Genomic DNA, 22,581 nt, shown 5'->3' on the forward strand with positions numbered 1-22,581 from the left:
CACTCCTCCGGGTTATCGCCTTATAGGCGGAAACTAGGTAGACGGTAGCATGCCCGCATGACGAGGCACCAAATCCGCGACGCGGCGGGCGTGGCGCTGTACCGGCACGAGTCGGTCGCCGCCGTCCTGCAGGTCCGTCGTCTCGACGACGCCGACAGGCTGTGCGTTCTGGTCGCCCGGCGCGACGGGGAGCCCTTCGCCGGCTCCTATGCGCTGCCCAGCGGGGCGGTCGAGCCGGGGGAGAGCATCGACGAGGCGGCACTGCGGCACCTCGCGCAGAAGGTGGACGTGTCCGGGGTGACACACCTCGAGCAGCTCGGCACCCGTTCCGATCCTGGTCGGGATCCGGCGCAGCGCACCATCGCGACGATCTACCTGGGCTTGGTGCCGACGCTGAGCGACCCGGATCTTCCCGAACGCGCCCGGTGGATCCCGGTCGATGCGCTCCCGCCGCTGGCCTTCGATCACGCCACCGTCGTCGACGACGCGGTCGAGCGGCTCCGTGCCAAGCTCAGCTACACCAACGTCGGCTTCGCCCTCATGCCCGACGAATTCACCATTGCCGAGCTCCGCGACACGTACGTCGCCGCCCTCGGCTACGACGTCGCCGCCACGAATCTCCAGCGGGTCCTGACCCGTCGGGGCCAGCTGGAGGCGACCGGCGAGGTGACCCCGGCGGGGTCGCGCGGCGGACGCCCGGCCCGCCGCTTCCGCTTCCGCGACCGCAGGCTGGTCGTCACCGACCAGTTCGCCGTCCTGCGGCCGGACTGAGCCCACCGCGGGAGCCCGCTAGCCTGGGGCGATGCTCGATCACACGTCTTCCGACCCGCACCTCTGGCTCGAGGAGGTCGAGGGCGAGGCCCCGCTGGCGTGGGTCCGCGAACGCAACGCAGAGGCCGAGGCGGAGCTGGCGGGATCCGCCGACTTCGCTCGGCTCGAGGCGGAACTGCGTGACATCTACGACTCCGACGCCCAGATCCCCATGCTCACGCGGCACGGAGCCTGGTACTACAACCTCTGGCGCGACGCCGACCACCCCCGCGGCCTCTGGCGGCGCACGACCCTCGATGACTACCGGTCCGCCGACCCGGCCTGGGAGACGATCCTCGACCTCGACGCCCTCAATGCAGCCGAGGGGGAGAACTGGGTCTGGCACGGAGTCGAGTTCTACCGCCCCGACCACCCCCGCGTCCTGATCGCCTTGTCCCGCGGCGGCGCCGACGCCGACGTCACCCGCGAGTTCGACCTGACGACCCGCAGTTTCGTCGACGGCGGCTTCCACCGCCCGGAGTCGAAGGGACAGCTCGCGTGGCGCGACGAGGACTCCGTCTTCCTTGTCGCCGACCTCGGGCCCGGCACCATCAACCGCGCCGGCTACGCCCGCACCGCCCGGATCTGGCACCGCGGCACCCCTCTGGCGTCAGCCGGAATCTGCTTCGAGGGCCCGGAGGACAATGCCGGCTACGGCATCTACGCCCTGCGTGACCGCACGCCCGGCTTCGAGCGCGACCTGCTGGTCCACTACCTGGACAGCCGCGACACCGTCGCCCACCTCGCTGACGACGCGGGCGACTTCCAGGCCATCCCGGCCCCCGACTCCGCCCTCAAGCACCTCCACCGTGAGTGGCTGGCGCTCGAGCTGCGGGAGGACTGGACGGTGGGAGGGGACACCCACCGGGCCGGATCGCTGATCGTCACCCGGCTGGCCGACCACCTCGCGGGCGCCGCGCAGTGGACGGTCCTCTTCGCGCCCAGCGACACCACCGCGCTCGCGGACGTCGTCTTCACCCGGCACCACGTCCTGCTCGCCGTCCTCGACGACGTCGCCAGCCGACTGCTGGTCGCCACCCCGGAGGGCGGCACCTGGACGACCCGTCCTCTCGCCGGCGTGCCGGAGCTCGGCACGCTGCACGCCGCTGCGGTCGACGACGAGTCGTCCGACGAGGTCTGGTTGGTGACCACCGACTACATCACGCCCACCACGCTCCTGCTGAAGGACCTCGAGTCCGAGGCACCCGCTGAGGTCCTCAAATCCGAGCCCTCGCACTTCGACGCGTCCGGCCTCGAGGTCACGCAGCGGTTCGCCGTCTCCGACGACGGCACCCGCGTGCCGTACTTCCTGGTCGCCCGCCGGGGCCTCGCCCTCGACGGCACCCACCGGACGCTGCTCTTCGGCTACGGCGGCTTCGAGATCTCGCTGACGCCCGCCTATGCGCCGGCTGTCGGCAAGGGATGGCTCGAGCGTGGCGGCGTCTACGCGGTCGCCAACATCCGCGGGGGAGGGGAGTACGGCCCTCGCTGGCATCAGGCCGCGCTGCGTGAGAACCGGCACCGCGCCTACGAGGACTTCGCGGCGGTCGCCCGCGACCTGGTCGCCGTCGGCGTGACGACGCCCGCCCGGCTCGGCGTCCGCGGCGGCAGCAACGGCGGCCTGCTGACGGGGAACATGCTCACGCAGTACCCCGAACTGTTCGGCGCCGTCATCATCCAGGTGCCCCTGCTCGACATGCGCCGCTACAGCCAACTGCTGGCCGGGGCGTCCTGGATGGACGAGTACGGCGACCCGGACGTCCCCGGCGACTGGGAGTTCATCCGGACCTTCTCGCCCTACCACCTCATCGACGACGGACGCGCCTACCCGCCGACGCTCCTGCTCACCTCGACGCGCGACGACCGCGTCCACCCCGGCCACGCCCGCAAGATGATGGCGGCGCTGACAGGGGCGGGCAAGGACGTCCGCTACTACGAGAACATCGAGGGCGGCCACGGGGGCGCCGCCGACAACCGGCAGCGCGCCCACATGGACGCCCTCTGGTTGACGTTCCTCCTGTCCCACCTGGGCTGACCTCAGGCGGCCGGCGCCGGTTCCGCGGCAGCGGAGCCTGCCTCCTCGGCGGCGTCGTCGTCCGAGGGCTCCCGCAGCTCGTGGGCGTCGACGAGCCGCTGCGGCACCATCGCCCCGACGAATGCGGTGGAGGCCAGCATCAGGACGACGACGCCGACGATCACGACAGGGATGCCGAACAGTTCGGCGATCTGACCGCCGATCAGCGCGCCCAGCGGCATCGACCCGAAGGCCACGACCCGCGCTGCGCCCTGCACCCGGCCGAGCAGGTGCTCCGGCACCATCCGCGGCCGGATCGAGCCGCCGATCACGTTGCCCATGACCCCGAACAGGCCGGCGCCGAACAGGAACGCCAGCAGCGACCAGAGGCCGGGCCACAGGAGCGGGAGTAGGTTGAGAAGCGCGTTGATCCCCCAGCAGGCGACGACCACGTGCATCTCCTGGAAGCGCTGCGCGGCCCGGCCGGCCAGGGAACTGCCGATCACGGCGCCAATGGGCAGGGCGACGAGGGCCAGGGACCAGGTCTGCGGGGTGAGGCCGCCCGCCGAGCCTGGGCCGACGAGCCACAGCAGGGTCAGCGCGGAGATCGCGGTGCCGCCGAAGTTCCACACGCCTGCGGCGATCAGCATCGGCCTGAGCACCGGGTGGCGCCACACGGTGGCGACTCCCTCGCGAAGTTCGACACTCATCGAAGTTTGCGCTTGGGCTTCCGGGCGGCGGGCGGAGAAGCGGCCCCGCAGCCCGACGGCCAGCACGATGATCGCCGCGGCGACGACCAGCGCGGGTGCCCCCGTGACCCAGGCCGCGCCGAGCGCCAGGAGGAACCCTGCCAGCGGCGGGCCCACGAACCCGTTCGCGACGGACTCGACGGCCAGCAGCTTCGAGTTGGCCCGGCGCAGGGCGACCCCGTCTCGGCCGACGAGGGCCGGCACCTGCGCCTGGGCGGCCAGGTCCGTGAAGACCTCGGTGACCCCGTACGCGAAGGCGAAGACGACGAGCAGCCAGGTGGTGAGCAGGCCCGTGGCGGCGGCCACCCCGAGGCCGGCCAGCACGGCCGCCCGACAGGTGAGGCCGACGAGCATGGTGCGGCGCCGGTCCCAGCGGTCGACGAACACACCGGCCGGGATCCCGAGGAGGAGCCAGGGGAGCCAGGCTGCAGCGGTGAGCAGGCCGATGAGGAGGGGGGACCGGGTCAGGGTGATGGCGATCAGCGGGATGCCGGTCTGCACGATCCCGTCGGCCAGGTTGGCCAGGCCGACGGCGGAGAGGTGGACGCTGAAGCGTCGGTCGGTCCGGCGTGTCTCAAGCATCCGGGAACCTCCTGTAGTCTGATGCAGAACAAACTATGCAAAGTTTTCTCTGCAAAGGTATCTCTGCATCATGACCGAGCGCAAGCATTCGCCCAGAAGTCGTCCCGCGACCCCGCAGGAGATCAAGGCCTTCACCCATCCGCTGCGCATGCGGATGTACCGGATCCTCAACGACCGGGGGCAGGCGACGGCCAGCATGCTCGCCAGGGAGACGGGGGAGAGCACGGGCCAGACCAGCTATCACCTGCGCCAGCTGGCCAAGTACGGCTTCATCGAGGAGGTGCCCGGGGAGGGCACCGGGCGCGAGCGGTGGTGGCGGGCCATCGGGTTCTCCCTGGACGAGGGGCCCGGGGCGCCGGAGCCCGAGGTGGCCCACACCGTCAACCGTTGGATGGTCGAGAAGGAGTTCGACACGATCACCAGCGCGCTCGCCGAGCTGGAGAACGCGGGCTCGGTGTGGCACTCGGCCAGCGTGCTGAGCTCGTCGACGACCTGGCTGACGCACGAGGAGTTGGAGGCGCTGAGCCAGGAACTCCTGGACGTGGTGGAGCGGCACACCGACGCCGCGCGCGGGCGCCGCGAGGCCACCGGACCCGCGCCCGCCCACCAGGCCGTCCGTGAGGGGGAGCGGCGCGCCCGCATCTTCGTGAGCGCCGTCCCTGTGCCGCTTGCGCCCCAGGACTGAACAAGGTCCCGTGCCCCGCAGGCCGCGGGCCGCTACCCTTGCGCCCATGACTTCACCGCGGCGGCACTGGCGCGCGCCCCACTTCGACAGGATCAACCACGAACCTGTGTCGTGGGTCTACCGCACCATCGCGCACCTGGCCCGCAACATCGTCCCGCTCCTGGGGCGGACCCACTGGTTGGGAGGGGAACACATCCCGAAGACCGGGCCGGTCATCGTCGTCGCCAACCACATCGGCAACTTCGACCCCATCATCCTCGGCCAGTACCTCATCTGGCAGGGCCGGTGGCCCCGGTTCCTCGGCAAGGCCGACATCTGGAAGGTGCCGGGGCTCGGCTGGGTCGCCCGGCAGTGCGGGCAGATCCCCGTCTACCGCAACACCGACCGTGCCGGCGAGTCCCTCATCCACGCGGAGGAGGCGCTCGCCGAGGGCAAGATGGTCGCCATCTACCCCGAGGGAACCATCACGGCCGATCCGGACGGCTGGCCCATGACCGGGCGCCGCGGCGCCGCGCGGCTCGCGTTGACGACGGGGGCACCCGTCGTCCCCGTGGCCCAGGCGGGCGCCGAACTCGTCCTGGGCGGCAAGCACGTCGACCTCCGGTACCTGCTGCGTCGCCGCCGGGACTTCCACGTCGTGGCCGGACCGCCCATCGATCTCAGTGACTACGCCGACCGCGAGGTCACGGGGGCGCTCCTCGACGAGGTCGCCAGCCACATGATCGACGTCCTGACCACGATGCGCGCCGAACTCACTGGGCTCACCCCTCCGGCAGGCCGCTACGACATGCGCCAGGGGCGACGTGTGGAGATCGAGGCCGGACCCGCAGAGTAGAGTTGCGCCTCGTCGAACCCACATCGAGGAGCATCTCTGTGAACAAGCGGACCCGCGTCGCGCTCATCTTCGGCGGACAGTCGTCCGAACACAGCATCTCGTGCCTGACGGCGGCGGGCGTGTTCAAGGCCATCGACCCGCAGCGTTTCGATGTGGTGGGCGTCGGCATCTCCCGGTCCGGGCGCTGGACGCAGGTGCCGCTCGACGTCGTCGGGGGCTACCGCATCGTCGACGGCGTCGCCCCCGAGGTCGCCGAGCCCCAGTGTGACGCAGTGTGGATGGTCGGGGAGGACGGCTGCGAGGTCGCCACCCGCGATGGAGCCACGCTCGTCGACATCCACGGCGTCGACGTCGCCTTCTCCCTCCTGCACGGCCCCTTCGGGGAGGACGGCACCATCCAGGGACTGTTCGAGATGATGGGCATCCGCTACGTGGGCAGCGGCGTGACCGCGTCCGCGATCGGCATGGACAAGCACTTCATGAAGGTCGCCTTCGAGGCGGCCGGGCTCCCCGTGGGGCCCTACGCCGTCGCCACGGCCCACCGGCTGACGCACGATCGCGCGGCCGTCATCGCCGAGGTCTCCGCGCTCGGCTACCCGCTGTTCGTCAAGCCCGCCCGTGGCGGCTCGTCCATCGGCATCTCCCGCGTGACCGACGCCTCCGAGCTGGACGCCGCGATCGCCGAGGCGCAGAAGTACGACGCGAAACTCGTCTTCGAGAAGGGGTTCGTCGGCGCCCGCGAGCTCGAGTGCGCAGTTCTGGGCAACCCGGACGCGCCGCTGGGCTGCGACGCCTCGGTCATCGGCGAGATCCGGGTGCGCGCGGCCGACGGCTTCTACGACTACGAGGCCAAGTACTTCGACGAGGACGGGGCGGCGCTCGACGCCCCCGCCAACATCGACGACGCCCTCGCAGGCACGCTGCAGGACATGGCCAAGCGGGCCTTCGCCGCCGTCGACGCCGAGGGGCTCGTCCGGGCCGACTTCTTCGTCGGTGAGGACGGCGTGTTCGTCAACGAGGTCAACACGATGCCGGGCTTCACCCCCATCTCCATGTTCCCGACGCTGCTGCAGGTCGGCGGGATGAGGTATCCGGAGCTGGTGGGCCGCCTCATCGAGCTGGCCCTGGAGCGCCCGGTCGGGCTGCGCTGACATGCCGGGCGAGTTCGAGCTCATCTCCTCCATCACCGAGGGCCTGAGCGTCGGCGACGACGTGGTGCTGCCGGCCGGGGACGACGCCGCCGTGCTGCGGCCGGCGGGCGACATCGTCGTGACCACCGACCTGCTCGTCGAGAACGTCCACTTCAAGCGGCAGTGGTCGCCGGCGCGGGCCATCGGGCGCAAGGCAATCGCCGTCAACGTGTCCGACGTCGAGTCGATGGGCGCCCGGCCGAGCGCGGTGGTCGTCGCACTGGCCTTCCCCCGCGATCTCGACCGCGCCTGGCTCGACGAGTTCCAGGAGGGGGTGCGCGCCGAATGCGCTGCTGCCGGGGTCAGCCTCGTCGGCGGCGATCTCAGCAGCGCGGCCACCGTTACCGTCTGCGTCACCGCGCTGGGCAACCTCGAGGGGCGTCCCGCCGTCACGCGTGGTGGCGCGCGCCCCGGCGACGTCGTCGCCGTCTGCGGGAGGCTCGGCTGGTCGGGCGGCGGGCTCGCCGTCCTGCAGCGCGGGTTCGGCTCGCCGAAGGACCTGGTGGCCGAACACCAGTGCCCCACCGTGCCGTACGGCCAGGGTGTCGTCGCGGCCTCAGCCGGAGCCACCGCCATGCTCGACGTCTCGGACGGCCTCCTGGCCGACCTCGCCCACATCTGCGAGAGCAGCGGCGTCACGATCGACATCGACTCGTCGCTCATCGAGATCCCCGACGGCGTCGCGCGCGTCGCCGCGGCGACGGGCCGCCCGGCCCTCGGGTTCGTGCTGGCAGGCGGCGAGGACCATGCGCTCGCCGCGACCTTCCCGCCGTCGACCGCCCTGCCCGCGGGCTGGTACCGGGTCGGCACCGTCGGCGCCGGCGACGGGCACGTCGTCACCGTCGACGCGCAGCCGTGGGAGGGCACGCAGGGCTGGGACCACTTCGCCTGACCGATGTCAACCGCGCAGCCGACGGCCCGGTCTGACCGGAAAACGGGGGGCCGTCGGTTAGGGTGCCGGTATGGCGTCCCGCGGAACTTCCTCCTCAGCGCGGAACACCAGCACTACGACGCGCGCAAAAACCGCGTCCGGCGCTGCTCGTTCCACCACCAAGAAGCCGGCCTCCAAGGCCCCGGCCCGTTCGTCGACCGCTGCGACGAAGCGGGCACCGGCCAGGAAACCCGCCGCGAAGCCGGCCGCGAAGTCGAGCGGCACCGGTTTCGGCACGGCGATCCTGCGCGGGCTGCTCGCGGGTCTGCGGGGTATCGCAGGGGGAGTCGGCTGGGTGGCGCGGTCGTTCGGCGGCGCCGCCAAGGACGTCGATCCCCGGGTCCGCCGTGACGGCTGGGGCCTGCTCCTGTTGATCCTCGGCATCGTCGTCGCCGCCCGCTTCTGGTTCGCGCTGCCCGGACCCGTCGGCGAAGGCCTCGGGATCGCCATCGGCACCGTCTTCGGCTCGCTGTCCGTCGTGGTGCCCGCCGTCCTGTTCTACGGCGCCTGGCGTGTGCTACGGCACCCGCGCGATGTCGAGGCCGCCCCCCGCACCGGACTGGGGTGGCTGCTCATCACGTTCGGCGTCCTCGGGCTGGTCCACATCAATGCCGGCCTGCCGGAACCCTCCGACATGCCCGCCGTCCGCGAGGCCGGCGGCGTGATCGGATTCGTCGCCTCCAGCATTCTCACCGACCTGCTGACCGTCTGGGTGTCGGTCCCGCTGCTCGTCATCGTCACGCTCTTCGGCATCCTCGTCGTCATCGGCCGCCCGCTGCACGAGATCGCCGCGGGCGCCAAGCGCGTGCTCGGCTCGCTCGTCGAGCGGGACCCGGAGGAGGAGCAGCCGCAGAAGAAGCTGAAGCTCGGCGTCGACGTCCCCTACGACACGCCGCTCATCGAGGACCCCGTCGAGGAGGACGAGGAGCCCTACGACTACGCGGCAGACGACGACTACCTGCTCCCCGCGGCGATCGCCGTGGAGCCGGAGCCCGAGCCTGAACCCGAGCCGCGCCGCGTCCCCGGGCGCCCGAAGGACGAGGCCCGCGAGCTCGCCCCGCCGCCGCACACCGCGCCGCCCGCGGCCGCCGAGCAGCTGCAGCTCAGCGGTGACATCGCCTACATGCTGCCCGACGACCGCGCGCTCGCGCCGGGCTCCAAGCCGAAGACCCGCACTGAGGCCTCCGACAAGGTCGTGCGGCAGCTCGCCGCCGTCCTGACCGAGTTCGAGATCGACGCCCGCGTCACGGGCTACACCCGCGGCCCGACGGTGACCCGCTACGAGGTCGAGCTCGGCTCGGCCATCAAGGTCTCCAAGGTGACGGGGCTGGCGGACAACATCGCCTACGCCGTCGGCTCCAACGAGATCCGCATCCTCACCCCCATCCCTGGCAAGTCGGCCATCGGCATCGAGATCCCGAACCTCGACAAGGAGGTCGTCTCGCTGGGCGACGTGCTCCGCTCCACCAAGGCGAAGAACGACCACCACCCGATGACGGTCGGCCTGGGCAAGGACGTCGAGGGCGGCTTCGTGCTGGCCAACATGGCCAAGATGCCGCACCTGCTCGTCGCCGGCGCCACCGGCTCCGGCAAGTCCAGCTTCATCAACTCGCTGATCACCTCGATCATGATGCGCGCGACGCCCGACGAGGTCCGGCTGCTGCTGGTCGACCCCAAGCGTGTGGAGCTGAACCAGTACGAGGGCATCCCGCACCTCGTCACCCCCATCATCACCAGCCCGAAGAAGGCGGCCGAGGCCCTGGCGTGGGTCGTCCGCGAGATGGACCTGCGCTACGACGACCTCGCCGCGTTCGGCTTCCGCCACGTCGACGACTTCAACAAGGCCGTCCGCGCGGGGCAGGTGAAGGTGCCGGAGGGATCCGAGCGGGTCCTCGCGCCGTACCCCTACCTGCTGGTCGTCGTCGACGAGCTGGCCGACCTCATGATGGTCGCGCCGCGCGACGTAGAGGAGTCGGTCGTGCGCATCACGCAGCTCGCCCGCGCCGCCGGCATCCACCTGGTGCTCGCCACGCAGCGCCCGTCGACCGACGTCGTCACGGGCCTCATCAAGGCCAACGTGCCGTCGCGGCTCGCGTTCGCCACGTCGTCGATGACCGACTCGCGTGTCATCCTCGACCAGCCCGGAGCCGAGAAGCTCGTCGGCCGCGGTGACGGGCTCTTCCTGCCGATGGGCGCAGGCAAGCCTGTCCGCGTCCAGGGCGCCTGGGTCAACGAGTCCGAGATCCGTGACGTCGTGGCCTTCGTGTCCGGGCAGCTGCAGCCGGAGTACCGGGAAGACATCGCCGCGCCAGGGGGCGGCGAGAAGAAGGTGGTCGACGACATCGGCGACGACCTCGAGCTCGTCCTCGACGCGTGCCGCCTTGTCGTCGAGCTCCAGCTCGGCTCCACGTCCATGCTGCAGCGCAAGCTGCGCGTCGGCTTCGCGAAGGCCGGCCGGCTCATGGACATCCTCGAAAGCAGGGGAGTGGTGGGGCCGTCGGAGGGGTCGAAGGCCCGCGAAGTGCTCGTGAAGCCCGACGACCTCGACGAGGTTTTGGCCAACCTCGCCGCCGCATAGGGATAATGGACCAAATGACCACGTCACTGCGCTCCGTTCACATCGCATCCCTCGGGTGCGCCCGCAACGATGTCGACTCCGAGGAACTCGCCGGCCGGCTCGAGGCCGGAGGGTTCGTCCTCGTCGACGACCCGGAGGCCGCGGAGACCGTCGTCGTCAACACGTGCGGCTTCGTGGAGCAGGCAAAGAAGGATTCGATCGACACGCTGCTCGCCGCCTCCGACCTGAAACAGGACGGCACCGTGCGGTCCGTCGTCGCGGTCGGTTGCATGGCGGAGCGCTACGGCATCCAGCTGGCCGAGGAACTGCCGGAGGCGGACGCAGTCCTCGGGTTCGACGACTATGTGGACATCGCCGACCGGCTTCGCTCCATCCTCGACGGCACCAAGCACATCTCGCACGTGCCGCGTGACCGCCGCAAGCTGCTTCCTCTCAGCCCGCAGGCCAGGCCGGCAGCTGCCGGCGGTGTGGCCATCCCCGGCCACGCCCCGCTCCCCGCGGATCTCGCGCCCGCCACTGGGCCGCGCGCGATGCGCCGTCGGCTGGCGGGCGGTCCGTCCGCCTCGCTGAAGATCGCCTCGGGCTGCGACCGGCGCTGCGCCTTCTGCGCCATCCCCGCGTTCCGCGGCTCGTACCTGTCGCGTCCCCTCGACGACCTCGAGGCGGAGGCCCGCTGGCTGGTCGAGGACGGCGTCAAGGAACTCTTCCTCGTCTCCGAGAACACCTCCTCCTACGGCAAGGACCTCGGCTCCGACCACCGCCTCGAGACGCTGCTGCGGCGGCTGTCGGGGATCGACGGCCTCGAGTGGATCCGCGTCTCGTATCTGCAGCCCGCCGAGATCCGGCCGTCCACCATCGACGCCATGCTCGCCACGGACAAGGTCGTTCCCTACTTCGACCTCAGCTTCCAGCACGCCGCCGGGCCGGTGCTGCGCAGGATGCGCCGCTTCGGCGACGCAGAGAGCTTCCTCGACCTGATCGGCCAGATCCGTGGCAGGGCGCCGCACGCCGGCATCCGCTCGAACGTCATCGCCGGTTTCCCGGGGGAGACCGAGGCCGATGTCGAGGTTCTGCGCCAGTTCATCATCGACGCCAACCTGGACGTCCTCGGCGTCTTCGGCTACTCCGACGAGGAAGGCACCGAGGGCGTCGGCCTGTCGGACCACCTTTCCGAGGACGAGATCGAGGAGCGCCGCGCCATGCTGGCCGACCTCGCCATCGACGTGTGCGAGGCGAGGGCCGCCGACCGGATCGGCGAGGACGTGACGGTGCTCGTCGAGTCGCTGGAGGACGGCGAGGTCGTCGGACGCGCCGCGCACCAGGCACCCGAGACCGACGGTGTCGTCACCCTCACCGGCCCCGGCCGGGTGGGGGACCTGATCGCGGCGCGCGTCGTCGACAGCGCCGGTATCGACCTGATCGCGGAGGCGAAGTGACGCAGACCCCACGCCGGGCCCAGCCCGACAGCAAGCCGAGCAACTGGAACGTGCCGAACGTCCTCACCGTGATCCGCATGATCATGGTGCCGATCTACGTCGTCCTGATGTTCGTCGGCCCCGAGGACTTCACCTGGCGCCTCGCGGCGACCCTGGTCTTCGTCGTCGCCATGCTCACCGACCTTGCGGACGGCCACATCGCCCGCAAGTACAACCTGATCACCGACTTCGGCAAGATCTGGGACCCCATCGCCGACAAGGCGCTCACCGGCGCGGCGTTCATCACGCTGAGCATCCTGGGCGAGCTGCCCTGGTACTTCACCGTGGTCATCCTGCTGCGCGAGTGGGGCATCACCTGGGTGCGGGAGGCGCTGAAGAAGTACGGCACCGTGATGGCGGCCAACAAGGGCGGCAAGGCCAAGACGCTCACGCAGACCCTGGCGCTCATCCTCTTCAACCTGAACCTCGACTTCCTGCCGGCCCCGCTGCAGGTCGTGGCGTGGGTCCTCATGTGGGCGGCGCTGATCCTGACGGTCGTCACAGGGGTCGACTACCTGCGGCATGCCTGGCGGATCCGACGCGACGCCCTCGCCGCCCGCGACTGACGCCCACCGTCCCCAGACTCCGCAGGAGGAACCCATGACGCTCGCCGTCGACGTGATCAAGAAGATGACGCAACGCTCCGTGACGCTCGCGACCTGCGAGTCGCTGACCGGTGGCGGGATCGGGGCTGCGCTCACCTCCGTGCCCGGCGCCTCCGCCGTCTATCGGGGCTCGCTGGTCACCTACGCCCGCGAACTGAAGAGCACGCTCGCCGGGGTCGATGAGGAGCTCATCGCCACCGAGGGCGTCGTCAACGAGCTGACCGCGCTGCAGATGGCTCGCGGCGCCCAGGCCCGCTGCGACGCCGACTGGGCCGTCGCCACCACGGGAGTGGCGGGGCCCACCGAGACCGACGGCGCCAGCGTCGGCACCGTCTGGTTCGCCGTGGTCGGGCCCCGCGTCGGCATGTCCGACGCGCCCACCTACACGGAGTTGAAGCAGTTCTCGGGCGACCGGGAGGCGATCAGGGAACAGGCCGTGGAGCATGCGTTCGCCATGCTGCTGCGGGTCCTGTGAAGTTGCCCTGAAACGTCGGGAAGAAATCCGGTGCCTCCGGGGTTGCACCTGCTGACGGCGGGCAGCCAGCCCGCCACCAGCGAGGTAGGTAGCCGTGAAGACGATTCTGATTCGTAAGGTGATGGGCGAGACGCTGCGCGAGCTGCGGGTCAACGCCGGCATGACCCTGCGAGAGGTCTCCATGGCCAGCATGGTGTCCCTCGGCTATCTCTCGGAGATCGAACGCGGCCACAAGGAGGCCTCGAGCGAGGTGCTCTTCGCCGTCGCGTCCGCCCTCGGAGTCTCCCTGTCCGACCTCATGATCTCGACGAGCGGCAAGCTGCTCGCCCTCGAGGCGGAGCGGATGACCAGGCTGGCCGCCTGAGCCGGCGTCCCCGCGGGACGTCAGACGTCAGAGGGCGTCCTGCGGCAGCGACACCACGTGCACCTCGACCCCGAGGGCGCGGATGGCCTGCAGCGTCTCCTTGGGAGCTCCCGAGTCGGTGACGAGCACGTCGACGGAGGCCAGATCGCCCATCTTCGCCAGCGTGACGACGCCCAGCTTCGAGGAGTCGACCGCGATGATGACGCGCTGCGAGCGCTCCATCATGGCGCCGTTGGTCTTCGCCTCGATCTCGTCGTGCGTCGTCAGGCCGCCGCTGAGGCTCACGCCGTCGACCCCGACGATGGCCGTGCCGACGTTGACGTGCTTGAAGGTCTGCTCGGCCAGCGAGCCGACGAGTTCCAACGAACTGGCGCGCAGCACGCCTCCGGCGATCAGGACGCGCGCCTGCCCCTGCTCCGCGGCCTCGAGCCCGATGCTGATCGAGTTGGTGATGATCGTCAGGTCCTGCCGGTGCAGGGCGCGCAGCACCTCGGCGGTCGTGGTGCCGCCGGTCAGCCCGATGGCGTGGCGGCCGGGAGGGATGAGGGTGGCGACCTTCGCGGCGATCAACCGCTTCGCGGCCTGGTTGCGGCCGCCCCGGAGCCGGACCGGCAGTTCGTGGCCGCCGAGCGACGGACCTGCGCCGCCATGCGTGCGTTCCAGCAGCCCCTGTTCCGCCAGGTGGGCGACGTCGCGGCGGATGGTGGCGGGCGAGGTACGCAACTCCTCCGCGAGAACGGCAAGGGGCAGGTGGCCGCGCTCATTGAGCAGCGCGAGCAGTGCTGCCAGGCGGGCCGAGCGCTTCTTGGAGGTGGGGAGCGAGGTCATCGGGGCTCCAGGTGGTGCGGCGGTGAACAGGATGTGGGGGCGAACGCTCACCAGCCTAGAACATCGGGCAGAACGCGCGACGCGCAATGTGTGAATGTGCAGGCGAATCTGATCGGATGAGCGGTCGTACCGCGGCGTGTACCGTAGCGCCATGCGTGAGGTGGAGTTGTGGCAGCGGATGCACGCCGTGCTGCCCGGGGGGTACGCCGCGACCTGGGCCGACCAGGTGGTGCTCGAGGACCTGGGAAGCCGCACCGTCCGCGACGCGCTGGCCGCAGGACTGCCGTGTAAACGGATCTGGCGGGCCGTCTGGGCGCAGCTGGAACTGCCTGCGACCCTGAGGTGACGACACGCCGACATCGGCGTCGCATTCGAACGAATGTTCGGTAGGCTGTGCGCAGATGTTCTCCACAGGCAGGCGGCCCGCGGCAAATTGTCGGCGCCGGTTCCTATGGTGGCAGCAACAAGGACTCGCCGGTCCAGAGGCCGGCCCTGAGGAAGGAACACTGATGGCCGTTGCGGATCGCAGCAAGGCGTTGGAGGCCGCACTGGCCCAGATCGAGAAGGCCCACGGCAAGGGCTCCGTCATGCGGCTCGGCGAGGACACGCGCCAGCCGATCGACATCATCCCGACCGGGTCGGTCGCGCTGGATGTCGCCCTCGGCATCGGCGGGCTGCCGCGCGGCCGTGTCGTCGAGATCTACGGCCCGGAGTCCAGCGGTAAGACCACCGTGGCGCTGCACGCTATCGCCAACGCACAGCGTGACGGCGGGATCTGTGCCTTCATCGACGCGGAGCACGCGCTCGACCCCGACTACGCGCAGAGGCTCGGCGTCAACACCGACGAACTGCTCGTCTCCCAGCCGGACAACGGTGAGCAGGCCCTTGAGATCGCCGACACGCTGGTCCGTTCCGGGGCGCTCACCCTGGTCGTCATCGACTCGGTCGCGGCCCTGACGCCCCGAGCAGAGATTGAGGGCGAGATGGGCGACTCGCACGTCGGCCTGCAGGCCCGCCTGATGAGCCAGGCGCTGCGGAAGATGACGGGCGCACTGAAGACCTCCAACACCACGGCGATCTTCATCAACCAGCTGCGCGAGAAGATCGGCGTCATGTTCGGCTCGCCCGAGACCACCACCGGTGGTCGGGCGCTGAAGTTCTACTCGTCCATCCGCCTCGACGTGCGCCGCATCGAGACCCTCAAGGACGGCACCGAGATGGTCGGCAACCGCACCCGGGTGAAGGTCGTCAAGAACAAGGTGGCCCCGCCCTTCAAGCAGGCCGAGTTCGACATCATCTACGGCCAGGGAATCTCCCGCGAGGGGAGCCTGATCGACATGGGCGTCGACGCCGGCATCATCCGCAAGGCAGGCGCCTGGTTCACCTATGAGGGCGATCAGCTCGGTCAGGGCAAGGAGAACGCCCGCAACTACCTGCGCAACAACCCCGACGTCGCGGCCGAGATCGAACGGCGCATCCGCCTGCACCTCGGCGTCGACAAGGAGGCCGTGCCGGAGGGCGTGAACCCGGAGACGGGCGAAGTTGACTTCTGAGCCGACGACGCCGGACGGGCGGCCCACCCAGCTGGAGGTGGCCCGCAAGATCGCGCTCGACCTGCTGGCCGTGAGGGCCCGCTCCGAACACGAGTTGCGCCAGGCCATGGCCCGCCGCAACGTGCCCGCCGACATCGCCGACGAGCTGCTCTCCCGCTTCGTGGAGGTCGGCCTCATCGACGACGCGGCCTTCGCGGCGACGCTGGTCAGGTCACGCTCCGAGTTCAGCCACCGGGGGCGTGCCCGGATCCGGCAGGAGCTGCGCGAGAAGGGGGTCGACCGCGAGGTGGCCGAGGAGGTCCTCGCGGAGCTCGACCCGGCCGACGAACGTGCCGCGGCCCTCGAACTGGCCTACCGCAAGGTGCGGTCCATGGCCTCCCTCGAACGGCAGGTGGCCTACCGGCGACTCGCAGGCATGCTGGCGCGCCGGGGGTACGGGCCCGGCACCGTCTCGTCGGTCCTGGCCGAGGTTCTGGGAGACCCCGCTGTTGAGTTCTCCACAGCCGGGCAATAGGCTGCACCCAAGGTCCCGGACCCCGCATGAACCCCGGTCGAGAGCCTCGGCCACGCGAATCTGACATCAACGGCGGTAACTGACACCCCCGCCAGAATGCTTCTCCGCTCGAGTCCGAGCGGTGCTCCGCCATCGGCACAGTTGCGTGCCGGGCATCGTGCGATCCGCCGACCGACCCGATCGACGTCTGGAGGCAGCATGAACGAGTTTGGCTGGATCGCCGCAGGACTGCTCGCCGTCGGGGTGGTCGTTCTGGTCGTCCTCCTCCTCCGGACCCGGGCCACGCTGCGCCAGGACGCCGCCGTCATGCGGGAGGCAGCGCAGGAGGCGGCCGCCGCGCTGCGGGCCGACGCCGAGCGGCTCCTCGCCCAGGCGAAGGAGCGCTCCGATGAGGCCCTGGCTGACGTTGAGCGTCGCCGGGCCGACGTCGACCAGTCGCTGACATCGCAGCGGGCCCAGCTGCGGGAACAGCGCGCAGATCTGGAACGTCGCGAGACCAGGCTGCACGAGCGGGAAGACCGTGTCGTCGCCGACGCCGAGGGCGTCGAGGCGAAGGCGCAGCGGCTCGAGACCCAGCGCATCGACCTGCGGGCGCAGCGCCGCGCCGTCGTCGAGGAACACGAGCGCGTCTCCCAGGAACTGGAACAGGCCCGCACCGAGCTCGAACGGGTGGCCGGGCTCGCCGTCTCCGATGCGAAGCACGAGGTCCTCGCGGAGGCGGAACGGCAGGCCAAGCTGAGCGCCACAGCCCTGGCGAGGGACATCGAGGCGACCGCGAAGCGCGAGGCGGATCGGCTCGCCCGCAGCATCGTCGTCACCGCCATCCAGCGCGTGGCCTCCGAACAGACGAGCGAGTCGGTCGTGAGCACGGTCGACCTGCCCAGTGACGACATGAAGGGCCGCATCATCGGCCGTGAAGGCCGCAACATCCGGGCCTTCGAACAGATCACCGGAGTCAACCTGCTGATCGACGACACGCCGGAGTCGGTGCTGCTCAGCAGCTTCGACCCCGTCCGTCGGGAGACGGCCAGGCTCACCCTGGTCGACCTCGTTGCCGACGGCCGCATCCACCCGGCCCGCATCGAGGAGGTGTTCGAACGGACCGGACGACGGATGAGTGAGCGCATCGAGCGGGCCGCGGAGGACGCGCTCGCTGAGGTCGGCATCGTCGACCTGCACCCGGACCTGATCCCCATCCTCGGGTCCCTGGCCTACCGCACGTCCTACGGCCAGAACGTGCTGCGGCACCTGGTCGAGTGCGCGCACCTGGCAGGGGTCATGGCCGCCGAGCTCGGCCTCGACGTCGCTGTCTGCAAGCGGGCGGCGTTCCTGCATGACATCGGCAAGGCGCTCACCCACGAGATCGAGGGGCCACACGCGCTGATCGGCGCCGACCTCCTGCGCCGCTACGGCGAGCACGAGGACATCGTCCACGCCGTCGAGGCCCACCACAACGAGATCGAGCCGCAGACGGTCGAGGCAGTCCTCACGCAGGCAGCCGACGCCATCTCCGGATCCAGGCCGGGCGCGCGACGCGAGTCGCTGGAGGCCTACGTGGAGCGGATGGAGAACCTCGAGTCCATCGCCACCTCGCACGAGGGCGTGCAGCGGGCCTATGCCATGCAGGCGGGGCGCGAGGTGCGGGTGATGGTGGCGCCGGACCAGGTCGACGACGCCGGGGCCCAGGCCCTGGCCCGGGACATCGCGAAGCAGGTGCAGTCCACGCTCAGCTACCCGGGCCAGATCCGGATCACCGTGGTGCGCGAGTCGCGCGCCACGGAGACCGCCCACTGACCGGTCAGTCGACCCGGATTCCCCAGACCGACAGCGTCTCCTCGCCGGGCTCGAGGACGATGACCCCGTCGGAGGTGGGGCCCTCGTTGAAGGCGTCCGGGCCACAGGTCATGGGCTCGATCGCCATCGCGTCGCGCGTCGGGTTCGTGTAGATCTGGCCCCACGGCTGCGTGTCGTCCGCCCAGAACACGACGCGGCGTTCGTCGGTCTCCAACGCCACCTCCCAGCTGCCCTCCGGCGCGTACAGGGCCGTGTCGAACTCGGTGTCCGCCACTGCGCGGGGGGTGCGGAAGTCGTGCTCGGCGGTCACCGGAACCAGGGCGATCGGGAGCAGCCGCTCCGGGTCCACCTGCAGCTCCTGCGTGAACCGGTGCGAGAGCCTGGCGGTCGCCAGGTCGGCGGCCACGTACGGGTGGGCGCCGTAGCCGTACGGGGCGCGGGTGGCGCCGATGTTGCGGGCCCGGACCGTCACGGTGAGCCCCGCATCGTCGACGCGGTGACCGATCTCCACCTCCAGGACGGCGTCCCAGCCCTGCTGCGCGAAGATGACGCCGGCCAGCACGACCTCGTCTGCAGTGTGGCTGACAAGGCGCCAGCCGACCCCCTCACCCAGCCCGTGCAGCGCGCAGTTGCGGGGCACCTCGGTGATCGGCAGCTGGTGGTCCACACCGTCGAAGCTGTAGCGCCCGTCGCGGATCCGGTTCGGCCACGGAACCAGCTGGCGGCCCATCGACCCACGGGGCGCCTCGTGCTCGGCGAAGGTGTACAGCACCTCGGTGCCGTCGACGGTGAGGCTGCGCAGCGTCGCGCCGACCTCGGTCACGACGACGCCGTAGCGGCCGTGCGAAATGGGGTACTGCTGTCCGGTGGGGAGTGCTGTCATGGCGGCAGCCTAGCCGTCGGCCGGTTGGGCACTCCAGGGGGCGGGAACTAGCATGGACGCGCTATGACTGACCAGCGCACGTACCACGTCATCACCTACGGGTGCCAGATGAACGTCCACGACTCCGAGCGGATCAGCGGCCTCCTCGAAGAGGCCGGGCTGACGCGGGTCGACGAGGGACGCAGCGCCGAGCTCGGGGCGGGCGCGGACGTCGTCGTCTTCAACACGTGCGCCGTGCGGGAGAACGCCGACAACCGGCTGTACGGCAACCTCGGTCACATGGCGAGGATCAAGGCCGACCACCCGGGCCTGCAGATCGCCGTCGGCGGCTGCATGGCGCAGAAGGACCGCGACCTCATCGTCCGCAAGGCCCCCTGGGTCGACGTCGTCTTCGGCACGCACAATGTCGGCTCGCTGCCGACGCTGCTGGAGCGCGCCCGTGTCGAGCGGGAGGCCCAGGTGGAGATCAAGGAGGCGCTCGAGACCTTCCCCAGCAACCTGCCCAGCAGGCGGGAGTCGCCGTACTCGGCGTGGGTGTCGGTCAGCGTCGGCTGCAACAACACCTGCACGTTCTGCATCGTGCCCGCGCTGCGCGGGAAGGAGGCCGACCGGCGCCCCGGCGACATCCTGGCCGAGATCCGCATGCTGGTGGACCAGGGGTCCAGGAGATCACGCTGCTGGGACAGAACGTCAACGCGTATGGCGTGGAGTTCGGCGACCGGCAGGCTTTCGCGAAGCTGCTCCGCGCCTGTGGCGACGTCGAGGGGCTGGAGCGGGTGCGGTTCACCTCGCCCCACCCCAAGGACTTCACTGACGACGTGATCGAGGCGATGGCGGCGACACCCAACGTGATGCCGCAACTGCACATGCCGCTGCAGTCGGGCTCCGACGACGTGCTGCGCCGCATGCGTCGCTCCTACCGGTCGGAGCGTTTCCTGGGGATCCTCGACCGGGTCCGGGCCGCCATGCCGGAGGCTGCCATCACGACCGACATCATCGTCGGCTTTCCGGGGGAGACGGAGGCCGACTTCCAGGCGACGATGGACGTCGTGCGCCGGGCCCGCTTCTCCGCCGCGTTCACCTTCCAGTACTCGATCCGCCCGGGAACGCCCGCCGCGACCATGGACGACCAGGTACCCAAGGCCGTCGTCCAGGAGCGCTACGAGCGGCTGGTCGACCTGGTCAATGAGACCTCGTGGGAGGAGAACAAGCGGTTCGTCGGGCGCGACGTCGAGGTCATGTTCGCCACCGGTGAGGGGCGGAAGGACGCGGAGACGCACAGGATGAGCGGCCGGGCCAGGGACAACAGGCTCGTGCACGTCGCCGTCCCGGAGGATCCGGCGCTGCGACCCCGCCCGGGCGACGTGGCGACGGTGCGCATCACGCACGCCGCACCGCACCACCTCAACTCCGACCTGCTACCCACCGGGCTGCGCCGCACCCGCGGAGGCGACGCCTGGGAGGGCACCGTCAGCGCACCGAAGCCGACGGGGGTCGGGCTCGGGATGCCTGCGGTCGGGACACCCGAGCCGCTGCCGCCGGCGCCCGCCTGCGGCTGAGCGAACGACGAACGGGGCCCCGGAAGGGGGCCCCGTTCGTCGTGGCTATCGGCGCTCAGGCCTGGTCGCCGGTGATCTTGTCGAGCTGCTCGTTGGCGATCTTCTGCGCCTGATCGACCTGTCCGGCGTACTTGCCGCCGGTCTTCTCGTCGACGAGGTCGCCCACTGCCTCGATGCCCTGCTCGATCTTGTCCTCGTGCTCCTTGGCGAGATCGCCGATGCTGTCGAAGAGTCCCATACCTTGCTCCTTGTCTGATGGTGGCCGGCCGCGTGTGCCGCTGCACACATGATGCCGGCCGCGGTCCGCCGCGCGCAGGTTTTCCGGGGCATCTGCGACGCGATCCGAACTGGCACACTGGGCGCGTGTCTGTTCCCCTCATCGTGCTCGTCGGCCCCACCGCGACCGGGAAGTCCCGTCTCGCCGTCGACATCGCCTGCGTGCTGCGTGACCGCGGGCGGGACGCCGAGATCGTCAACGCCGACTCGATGCTCGTCTACCGGGGCATGGACATCGGGACGGCCAAACCCGATGAGGCCGAGCGCAGGGGCGTTCCCCACCACCTGATCGACATCGCCGAGGTGACGGAGCGGGCCTCCGTCGCCGATTTCCAGGTGCAGGCCCGCGCCGTCATCGCCCGCCTGCGGGAGCGGGGGACCGTCCCGGTGATGGTGGGTGGGTCCCCGCTGTACACCCGCGCCGTCATCGACGTCTTCGACTTTCCCGGCTCCGATGCGCAGGTCCGGGCCCGGTGGGAGGCCGAGCTCGATCGAGTCGGCGCCCATGCGCTGCACGCAGCCCTTGCCGAACGTGCGCCCGAGTCGGCGGCCGCCATTGAGCCCGGCAACGGGCGGCGCATCGTCCGGGCGCTGGAGGTGCTGGAGCTCACAGGCGGGCACCGGCCCGAGATCCCGGCCTGGACCTATGCGCTGACCGACGTGCACCAGTTCGGGCTGAATCTGGAGCGGGCCGAACTCGACCGCCGCATCGATGAGCGGGTGGAGGAGATGTGGCGTCTCGGCCTGGTCGACGAGGTGCGGACGCTGCTGGGGCGGGGGCTACGGGACGGCAGGACGGCTGTGCGGGCCATCGGCTACCGGCAGGTCGTGGCCCATCTCGACGGGGAACTGACCGAGGCCGAGGCGAAGGCCGACGTGCAGCGTGCGACGAGGGCGTTCTTCCGCAAGCAGCTGGGCTGGTACCGCCGGGATCCGCGCATCACGTGGCTCGACGCGGCAGCGCCTGACAACGCCGCGCGCGTGCTGGCCGGGCTAGACTCGGGGCAGGCGAAGGAGGTCGACGATGCGTAGATACAGCTTCCACAAGGGCCACGGCACGAAGAACGACTTCATCATCCTGGACGACTCGTATGGGATGCACGACATGCATCCCGAGTTCATCGCCATGCTGTGTGACCGGCATGCGGGCGTCGGCGCCGACGGCGTCATCCGTGTCGTGCGCGCCAGCAGCGTGCGGGAGTGGGACGGCGATCCGAACCTGTGGTTCATGGACTACCGCAACGCCGACGGCTCGGTCGCAGAGATGTGCGGCAACGGGCTGCGCGTCATGGCCCGCCACCTCATCAACGAGCAGCTCGTCTCCTCCGGCAGCTTCGACGTGGCCACCAGGGCCGGGGTCAAGCACGTCGCGGTGGCCCGACATGGGCTCATCAGCACCGTGATCGGGGAGGCGCGCGTCAGCCGGGAGGCCGTGACGGTCCGCCTGGGCGACCACAGCTGGGAGGCCACGAAGGTCGATGTGGGCAATCCGCACGCCGTCGTGTTCGTCGACCACGGGCAGTTGGCGGCGCTCGACCTGCACGAGGCTCCCCGGTGGTCGCCGGAGGAGGCGTTTCCGGAGGGCGCCAACATCGAATTCGTCGAGGTGATGGGCCCGGGCGAACTGAGGATGCGGGTCCATGAACGCGGCGTCGGGGAGACCCAGAGCTGCGGCACCGGGGTCGTGGCCGTGGCGGCGGCACACCGGAAGGACTCGGGCCAGCAGGGACGCATCCGCGTCACCGTCCCCGGCGGCGACCTGGAGGTCGAGTTCGCCGGCGACGAGGCCCGCCTGACCGGGCCGGCGGTCATCATCGGGCGCGGGGAGTTCTGGATCTGAGTCGTCGCTCTTTGGCTGTGTCCGACGGGCCTGGGAGAATG

21 protein-coding genes and 1 pseudogene are annotated in these 22,581 nt (G+C 70.5%); 18 read left to right on the forward strand and 4 right to left on the reverse strand.

Annotation, left to right across the window (positions count from 1 at the left end):
- Window positions 1–57: 57 nt before the first annotated feature.
- Both H9L22_RS03900 and H9L22_RS03905 read left to right on the forward strand, forming a co-directional pair.
- Window positions 58–771, forward strand: coding sequence for an NUDIX hydrolase (locus H9L22_RS03900; protein WP_187721670.1), 714 nt, complete (start codon window positions 58–60; stop codon window positions 769–771).
- A gap of 31 nt (window positions 772–802) precedes the next feature.
- Window positions 803–2,845 carry a prolyl oligopeptidase family serine peptidase gene (locus H9L22_RS03905; protein ID WP_187721671.1) on the forward strand — a complete coding sequence of 681 codons (2,043 nt, stop codon included), beginning with the start codon at window positions 803–805 and terminating at the stop codon, window positions 2,843–2,845.
- 2 nt (window positions 2,846–2,847) lie between these two features.
- Here the strand turns inward: H9L22_RS03905 and H9L22_RS03910 are convergent, their stop codons facing one another.
- Window positions 2,848–4,155 carry an MFS transporter gene (locus tag H9L22_RS03910; RefSeq protein WP_187721672.1) on the reverse strand — a complete coding sequence of 436 codons (1,308 nt, stop codon included), beginning with the start codon at window positions 4,153–4,155 and terminating at the stop codon, window positions 2,848–2,850.
- Window positions 4,156–4,225: 70 nt separating this feature from the next.
- Between H9L22_RS03910 and H9L22_RS03915 the strand changes: the two genes are divergently transcribed.
- The 9 genes from H9L22_RS03915 (at window position 4,226) to H9L22_RS03955 (ending at window position 13,293) form a co-directional block, all read left to right on the forward strand.
- Window positions 4,226–4,840: a winged helix-turn-helix domain-containing protein gene (locus tag H9L22_RS03915; protein ID WP_187721673.1), complete on the forward strand. Its 615-nt coding sequence runs from the start codon at window positions 4,226–4,228 to the stop codon at window positions 4,838–4,840.
- Window positions 4,841–4,886: 46 nt separating this feature from the next.
- On the forward strand, window positions 4,887–5,675 hold the full coding sequence (locus tag H9L22_RS03920; protein WP_187721674.1) for a lysophospholipid acyltransferase family protein: 789 nt from the start codon (window positions 4,887–4,889) through the stop codon (window positions 5,673–5,675).
- Between the two features lie 38 nt (window positions 5,676–5,713).
- A complete protein-coding gene (locus H9L22_RS03925; RefSeq protein WP_187721675.1) occupies window positions 5,714–6,826 on the forward strand; it encodes a D-alanine--D-alanine ligase family protein in 1,113 nt (370 codons plus the stop codon).
- 1 nt (window position 6,827) lies between these two features.
- A complete protein-coding gene (locus tag H9L22_RS03930) occupies window positions 6,828–7,757 on the forward strand; it encodes a thiamine-phosphate kinase (RefSeq protein WP_187721676.1) in 930 nt (309 codons plus the stop codon).
- A gap of 70 nt (window positions 7,758–7,827) precedes the next feature.
- Window positions 7,828–10,374, forward strand: coding sequence for a DNA translocase FtsK (locus tag H9L22_RS03935; RefSeq protein ID WP_187721677.1), 2,547 nt, complete (start codon window positions 7,828–7,830; stop codon window positions 10,372–10,374).
- Window positions 10,375–10,388: 14 nt separating this feature from the next.
- Complete coding sequence (rimO, locus tag H9L22_RS03940) at window positions 10,389–11,810, forward strand: 30S ribosomal protein S12 methylthiotransferase RimO (protein ID WP_187721678.1); 1,422 nt, start codon at window positions 10,389–10,391, stop codon at window positions 11,808–11,810.
- Window positions 11,807–12,415 carry a CDP-diacylglycerol--glycerol-3-phosphate 3-phosphatidyltransferase gene (gene pgsA, locus H9L22_RS03945; RefSeq protein WP_187721679.1) on the forward strand — a complete coding sequence of 203 codons (609 nt, stop codon included), beginning with the start codon at window positions 11,807–11,809 and terminating at the stop codon, window positions 12,413–12,415. The genes rimO and pgsA overlap by 4 nt, the downstream gene beginning before the upstream one ends.
- Before the next feature lie 34 nt (window positions 12,416–12,449).
- Window positions 12,450–12,929 (forward strand): CinA family protein, encoded by a 480-nt coding sequence (locus tag H9L22_RS03950; protein WP_187721680.1) that lies wholly within the window; start codon window positions 12,450–12,452, stop codon window positions 12,927–12,929.
- 94 nt (window positions 12,930–13,023) lie between these two features.
- Window positions 13,024–13,293: a helix-turn-helix domain-containing protein gene (locus H9L22_RS03955; protein ID WP_187721681.1), complete on the forward strand. Its 270-nt coding sequence runs from the start codon at window positions 13,024–13,026 to the stop codon at window positions 13,291–13,293.
- Window positions 13,294–13,320: 27 nt separating this feature from the next.
- Here the strand turns inward: H9L22_RS03955 and H9L22_RS03960 are convergent, their stop codons facing one another.
- Window positions 13,321–14,082: a DeoR/GlpR family DNA-binding transcription regulator gene (locus tag H9L22_RS03960; protein ID WP_187722557.1), complete on the reverse strand. Its 762-nt coding sequence runs from the start codon at window positions 14,080–14,082 to the stop codon at window positions 13,321–13,323.
- 190 nt (window positions 14,083–14,272) lie between these two features.
- Between H9L22_RS03960 and H9L22_RS03965 the strand changes: the two genes are divergently transcribed.
- The 4 genes from H9L22_RS03965 to rny all read left to right on the forward strand — a co-directional run bounded on the left by H9L22_RS03965 (window position 14,273) and on the right by rny (window position 17,982).
- Window positions 14,273–14,467, forward strand: coding sequence for a DUF3046 domain-containing protein (locus H9L22_RS03965; protein WP_187721682.1), 195 nt, complete (start codon window positions 14,273–14,275; stop codon window positions 14,465–14,467).
- 160 nt (window positions 14,468–14,627) lie between these two features.
- The gene (gene recA, locus H9L22_RS03970; protein WP_187722558.1) at window positions 14,628–15,674 is read left to right on the forward strand and encodes a recombinase RecA; all 1,047 of its coding nucleotides are present in this window, start codon (window positions 14,628–14,630) and stop codon (window positions 15,672–15,674) included.
- Window positions 15,664–16,188 carry a regulatory protein RecX gene (locus tag H9L22_RS03975; RefSeq protein WP_226966106.1) on the forward strand — a complete coding sequence of 175 codons (525 nt, stop codon included), beginning with the start codon at window positions 15,664–15,666 and terminating at the stop codon, window positions 16,186–16,188. The genes recA and H9L22_RS03975 overlap by 11 nt, the downstream gene beginning before the upstream one ends.
- Window positions 16,189–16,386: 198 nt before the next feature.
- Complete coding sequence (gene rny, locus H9L22_RS03980; protein WP_187721683.1) at window positions 16,387–17,982, forward strand: ribonuclease Y; 1,596 nt, start codon at window positions 16,387–16,389, stop codon at window positions 17,980–17,982.
- A 4-nt stretch (window positions 17,983–17,986) separates the two neighbouring features.
- Here the strand turns inward: rny and H9L22_RS03985 are convergent, their stop codons facing one another.
- Entirely contained in the window at window positions 17,987–18,865 is an 879-nt protein-coding gene (locus H9L22_RS03985; RefSeq protein WP_187721684.1) for an aldose epimerase family protein, read from the reverse strand.
- A gap of 63 nt (window positions 18,866–18,928) precedes the next feature.
- Here H9L22_RS03985 and miaB point away from each other — a divergent pair.
- Window positions 18,929–20,424, forward strand: a pseudogene (gene miaB / locus H9L22_RS03990) (tRNA (N6-isopentenyl adenosine(37)-C2)-methylthiotransferase MiaB).
- 55 nt (window positions 20,425–20,479) lie between these two features.
- Here the strand turns inward: miaB and H9L22_RS03995 are convergent.
- On the reverse strand, window positions 20,480–20,662 hold the full coding sequence (locus tag H9L22_RS03995; protein WP_187721685.1) for an antitoxin: 183 nt from the start codon (window positions 20,660–20,662) through the stop codon (window positions 20,480–20,482).
- Window positions 20,663–20,787: 125 nt separating this feature from the next.
- Between H9L22_RS03995 and miaA the strand changes: the two genes are divergently transcribed.
- Window positions 20,788–21,732 (forward strand): tRNA (adenosine(37)-N6)-dimethylallyltransferase MiaA, encoded by a 945-nt coding sequence (miaA, locus tag H9L22_RS04000; protein WP_226966107.1) that lies wholly within the window; start codon window positions 20,788–20,790, stop codon window positions 21,730–21,732.
- Window positions 21,725–22,540 (forward strand): diaminopimelate epimerase, encoded by an 816-nt coding sequence (gene dapF, locus H9L22_RS04005; RefSeq protein WP_187721687.1) that lies wholly within the window; start codon window positions 21,725–21,727, stop codon window positions 22,538–22,540. The genes miaA and dapF overlap by 8 nt, the downstream gene beginning before the upstream one ends.
- Window positions 22,541–22,581 lie beyond the last annotated feature (41 nt).

Origin of the sequence: Tessaracoccus defluvii (assembly GCF_014489575.1) — a bacterium.
GTDB classification, from domain to species: domain Bacteria; phylum Actinomycetota; class Actinomycetes; order Propionibacteriales; family Propionibacteriaceae; genus Arachnia; species Arachnia defluvii.

What these genes read in the sequence shown, in the direction of transcription:
- H9L22_RS03905 (WP_187721671.1), top strand. Translation starts at nt 803, where the DNA reads ATGCTCGATCACACGTCTTCCGACCCGCACCTCTGGCTCGAGGAGGTC.
- H9L22_RS03935 (WP_187721677.1), top strand. Translation starts at nt 7,828, where the DNA reads ATGGCGTCCCGCGGAACTTCCTCCTCAGCGCGGAACACCAGCACTACG.
- H9L22_RS03900 (WP_187721670.1), top strand. Translation starts at nt 58, where the DNA reads ATGACGAGGCACCAAATCCGCGACGCGGCGGGCGTGGCGCTGTACCGG.
- H9L22_RS03950 (WP_187721680.1), top strand. Translation starts at nt 12,450, where the DNA reads ATGACGCTCGCCGTCGACGTGATCAAGAAGATGACGCAACGCTCCGTG.
- H9L22_RS03995 (WP_187721685.1), bottom strand. Translation starts at nt 20,662, where the DNA reads ATGGGACTCTTCGACAGCATCGGCGATCTCGCCAAGGAGCACGAGGAC.
- H9L22_RS03965 (WP_187721682.1), top strand. Translation starts at nt 14,273, where the DNA reads ATGCGTGAGGTGGAGTTGTGGCAGCGGATGCACGCCGTGCTGCCCGGG.
- H9L22_RS03910 (WP_187721672.1), bottom strand. Translation starts at nt 4,155, where the DNA reads ATGCTTGAGACACGCCGGACCGACCGACGCTTCAGCGTCCACCTCTCC.
- H9L22_RS03920 (WP_187721674.1), top strand. Translation starts at nt 4,887, where the DNA reads ATGACTTCACCGCGGCGGCACTGGCGCGCGCCCCACTTCGACAGGATC.
- H9L22_RS03930 (WP_187721676.1), top strand. Translation starts at nt 6,828, where the DNA reads ATGCCGGGCGAGTTCGAGCTCATCTCCTCCATCACCGAGGGCCTGAGC.
- rimO (WP_187721678.1), top strand. Translation starts at nt 10,389, where the DNA reads ATGACCACGTCACTGCGCTCCGTTCACATCGCATCCCTCGGGTGCGCC.
- H9L22_RS03915 (WP_187721673.1), top strand. Translation starts at nt 4,226, where the DNA reads ATGACCGAGCGCAAGCATTCGCCCAGAAGTCGTCCCGCGACCCCGCAG.
- H9L22_RS03985 (WP_187721684.1), bottom strand. Translation starts at nt 18,865, where the DNA reads ATGACAGCACTCCCCACCGGACAGCAGTACCCCATTTCGCACGGCCGC.
- rny (WP_187721683.1), top strand. Translation starts at nt 16,387, where the DNA reads ATGAACGAGTTTGGCTGGATCGCCGCAGGACTGCTCGCCGTCGGGGTG.
- dapF (WP_187721687.1), top strand. Translation starts at nt 21,725, where the DNA reads ATGCGTAGATACAGCTTCCACAAGGGCCACGGCACGAAGAACGACTTC.